This window comes from Acinetobacter sp. YH12049, from assembly GCF_013419875.1.
Classification (GTDB): Bacteria; Pseudomonadota; Gammaproteobacteria; order Pseudomonadales; family Moraxellaceae; genus Acinetobacter; species Acinetobacter amyesii.
In genome coordinates, this window is the sequence record NZ_VOZH01000085.1 from 1 (window position 1) to 4,201 (window position 4,201).

Annotated in this window: 4 protein-coding genes and 1 pseudogene; all 5 read left to right on the plus strand. The window is 48.3% G+C overall.

What is annotated here, in order from left to right; genetic code table 11:
• Nucleotides 1–145: 145 nt before the first annotated feature.
• A complete protein-coding gene (locus tag FTU05_RS17320) occupies nt 146–739 on the plus strand; it encodes a tyrosine-type recombinase/integrase (RefSeq protein WP_205779272.1) in 594 nt (197 codons plus the stop codon).
• A gap of 189 nt (nt 740–928) precedes the next feature.
• A complete protein-coding gene (locus FTU05_RS17325) occupies nt 929–2,095 on the plus strand; it encodes a tetracycline-inactivating monooxygenase Tet(X3) (RefSeq protein WP_024160783.1) in 1,167 nt (388 codons plus the stop codon).
• Between the two features lie 148 nt (nt 2,096–2,243).
• A complete protein-coding gene (locus FTU05_RS17330; protein WP_001366550.1) occupies nt 2,244–2,981 on the plus strand; it encodes a recombinase family protein in 738 nt (245 codons plus the stop codon).
• Nucleotides 2,978–3,202: a hypothetical protein gene (locus tag FTU05_RS17335; RefSeq protein WP_000743213.1), complete on the plus strand. Its 225-nt coding sequence runs from the start codon at nt 2,978–2,980 to the stop codon at nt 3,200–3,202. Before FTU05_RS17330 ends, FTU05_RS17335 begins: the two co-directional genes overlap by 4 nt.
• A gap of 210 nt (nt 3,203–3,412) precedes the next feature.
• Nucleotides 3,413–4,201 (plus strand): annotated as a pseudogene (locus tag FTU05_RS17340) (IS91-like element ISVsa3 family transposase); the annotation flags it as partial.

Genomic DNA, 4,201 nt, shown 5'->3' on the forward strand with positions numbered 1-4,201 from the left:
CCAGGCCTCAGCATTTTATTATGGTGATCCCCTGGGCGAAATGCGCCTGGTAAGCAGAGTTTTTGAAATGTAAGGCCTTTGAATAAGACAAAAGGCTGCCTCATCGCTAACTTTGCAACAGTGCCAGTTTTATTACGAACGTGTTTTGGGTGGACAACGGAAAACATATTTCATCGAAAGACCAAAAAAAGAAAAAACACTTCCTGTTGTGATGAGTGAAGAAGAAACCATTCGGGTACTACGCGCTATTGAAAACGTGAAACACAAGGCTATTCTGATGACTATTTATTCGGCAGGTTTGCGCATTTCTGAATGTATAAACCTGAAAATAAAAGACATTGACTCCAAGCGCATGCAAATTCGTATAGAACAGTCAAAAGGAAAAAGAGATCGTTATACCATTTTATCTGAGAAAACATTAATTATTTTAAGAACATACTTTATGGAATATAAACCAAAAGATTATTTATTTGAAGGTCAAAAAGGTGGCGCATACTCAAGCCGAAGTATTCAAAACATTTTTAAAGCAGCTGTTTTAAAAGCAAAGATTCAAAAGGAAGTTACTGTACATACCTTACGACATAGCTTTGCAACGCATTTGCTTGAGAATGGTACGAGTTTACGTTATATTCAATCGTTGTTAGGTCATTCAAGCAGTAAAACAACTGAGGTTTATACACATATTACCACCAAGGGAATGGAACAATTAAAAAGTCCGATGGATTTGTTAGATATATAGAAAGGATTTGTATATTTGAGCAAAACTTAACAAAAAGCACTATGAATATAAATCCTTTTGAGAGAGTAGAAACGAACGGTAAACGGTTGAAAACGGATTTGTCACTGATAATGAAAGGTTTAGCAAAATAAGATATAGTGGATATATACGCCATTTGGCGTATAGCCACTTGTTATGTGCCATTTTTGAATGACAATGCGAATAGATACAGACAAACAAATGAATTTACTTAGTGATAAGAACGTTGCAATAATTGGTGGTGGACCCGTTGGACTGACTATGGCAAAATTATTACAGCAAAACGGCATAGACGTTTCAGTTTACGAAAGAGACAACGACCGAGAGGCAAGAATTTTTGGTGGAACCCTTGACCTACACAAAGGTTCAGGTCAGGAAGCAATGAAAAAAGCGGGATTGTTACAAACTTATTATGACTTAGCCTTACCAATGGGTGTAAATATTGCTGATGAAAAAGGCAATATTTTATCCACAAAAAATGTAAAGCCCGAAAATCGATTTGACAATCCTGAAATAAACAGAAATGACTTAAGGGCTATCTTGTTGAATAGTTTAGAAAACGACACGGTTATTTGGGATAGAAAACTTGTTATGCTTGAACCTGGTAAGAAGAAGTGGACACTAACTTTTGAGAATAAACCGAGTGAAACAGCAGATTTGGTTATTCTTGCCAATGGTGGAATGTCGAAAATAAGGAGCTTTGTTACCGACACGCAAGTTGAAGAAACCGGTACTTTCAACATCCAAGCTGATATTCTTCAACCGGAAATAAACTGTCCCGGATTTTTTCAGCTATGCAACGGCAACCGATTAATGGCGGGACATCAGGGCATTTTATTGTTTGCCAATCCCAATAATAATGGTGCATTGTATTTAGGAATTAGTTTTAAAACGCCCGATGAATGGAAAAATAAAATTCCCTTAGATTTTCAGGACAGAAACAGCGTTGCCGATTTTTTATTGAAAAGATTTTCCAAATGGAGTGAAGTTTACAAACAATTAATACGTTCGGTATCAACATTTCAATGTTTGCCCACAAGGAAATTTCCTTTGAACAATGATTGGAAAAGTAACCGTCCATTACCCATAACAATGATTGGCGATGCTGCTCATTTGATGTCGCCTTTTGCAGGACAGGGTGTAAATACGGGATTATTGGATGCTTTGATATTGTCTGAAAACCTTACAAACGGAGAATTTACAAGTATTGAAAATGCCATCGAAAACTACGAACAACAAATGTTTGTTTATGCAAAAGATACGCAGGACGAATCGACAGAAAACGAAACCGAAATGTTTAGTCCCAATTTTTCGTTTCAAAAATTATTGAATCTATAAACAGTAAGAAAAAACGGCTACTAACAAGCAGTTTTGCAATAGTGGGGCAGAAGTGCAAAATTGAACTTGTGTGCTTCTATCAACTTTTGTACATTAGCTGCCAGTTTAAGATGGGTGCATTTGAGTATGCCCAAAGGAGCCCGCAAGTATGCGCAGGACGAAGCCAGTAGCCGCGCCGATGGTGGCGCGGGTCTATCTGCGCGTCAGCACCGACGCGCAGGACTTGGAACGCCAAGAGGCGATCACTACGGCCGCGAAGGCCGCCGGCTACTACGTCGCCGGCATCTACCGTGAGAAGGCATCCGGCGCACGCGCCGACCGGCCTGAGCTGCTGCGCATGATCGGCGACCTACAGCCCGGCGAGGTGGTCATTGCCGAGAAGATCGACCGCATCAGCCGCCTACCTTTGCCCGAGGCCGAGCGCCTGGTGGCCTCGATACAGGCCAAAGGCGCACGCCTGGCCGTCCCTGGCGTGGTCGATCTATCCGACCTGGCGGCCGAGGCCCAGGGCGTCGCCAAGATCGTGCTGGAAGCCGTGCAGATCATGCTTTTTCGCCTGGCCTTGCAGATGGCCCGCGACGACTACGAGGACAGGCGCGAACGCCAGCGCCAAGGCATTGAGTTGGCCCGCCAGGCCGGGCGGTACAAGGGCCGCCGTGCTGATCCGAAGCGCCGCGCCCAAGTTGTCGCGCTGCGCAAGTCCGGCTACAGCATCAACAAGACCGCCGAGCTGGCCGGGTACAGTGCGGCCCAGGTGAAACGGATATGGGCCGAGGTCAGCCAGGCCGAAGCGAAGCAGCACGGCGCGTTCGTGGAGGACGCATTGACGGAAGCCGATGCCCTGGCCGCTGTCGGCCAGGATGAGCGCCAGGAGGAAAGGGCATGAAGAAGCCGAACCAAGACGACGAGCCGTTTTTCATCACCGAGGAGATTGCGGCCGAAATGATCGCCGGCGGCTATGAGTTCGAGCTGCCGCCCATTCCTTGCACCATCCGCCTACGCGACGTGCTGGAGCGCATGACCGATGCTGAGCTAGCATTGCAGCCGGGCGAGATCGCCGACCAGGAGCGTGAACGCTGCCGGCGCAAGCCGTGTTCAACCTCATGATCTGGTCATGGTATTTTTCATGGCACTGAGCCTGATAGTTCTTGCAAATTGTTGTCACTAAAGGGTTTTGTGTGCTTGTTTACAATCGAGTGGGAGTGACGGGCACTGGCTGGCAATGTCTAGCAACGGCAGGCATTTCGGCTGAGGGTAAAAGAACTTTCCGCTAAGCGATAGACTGTATGTAAACACAGTATTGCAAGGACGCGGAACATGCCTCATGTGGCGGCCAGGACGGCCAGCCGGGATCGGGATACTGGTCGTTACCAGAGCCACCGACCCGAGCAAACCCTTCTCTATCAGATCGTTGACGAGTATTACCCGGCATTCGCTGCGCTTATGGCAGAGCAGGGAAAGGAATTGCCGGGCTATGTGCAACGGGAATTTGAAGAATTTCTCCAATGCGGGCGGCTGGAGCATGGCTTTCTACGGGTTCGCTGCGAGTCTTGCCACGCCGAGCACCTGGTCGCTTTCAGCTGTAAGCGTCGCGGTTTCTGCCCGAGCTGTGGGGCGCGGCGGATGGCCGAAAGTGCCGCCTTGCTGGTTGATGAAGTACTGCCTGAACAACCCATGCGTCAGTGGGTGTTGAGCTTCCCGTTTCAGCTGCGTTTCCTGTTTGCCAGCCGGCCCGAGATCATGGGGTGGGTGCTGGGCATCGTTTACCGCGTCATTGCCACGCACCTGGTCAAGAAAGCGGGCCATACCCACCAAGTGGCCAAGACGGGCGCGGTCACCCTGATCCAGCGTTCTGGATCGGCGCTCAATCTGAATGTTCACTTCCACATGCTGTTTCTCGACGGTGTGTATGTCGAGCAATCCCACGGCTCAGCGCGTTTCCGCTGGGTCAAGGCGCCGACCAGCCCAGAGCTCACCCAGCTGACGCACACCATCGCCCACCGGGTGGGTCGCTATCTGGAACGGCAAGGCCTGCTGGAACGGGATGTCGAAAACAGCTATCTGGCCTCGGATGCGGTGGATGACGACCCGATGACACCCCTGCTG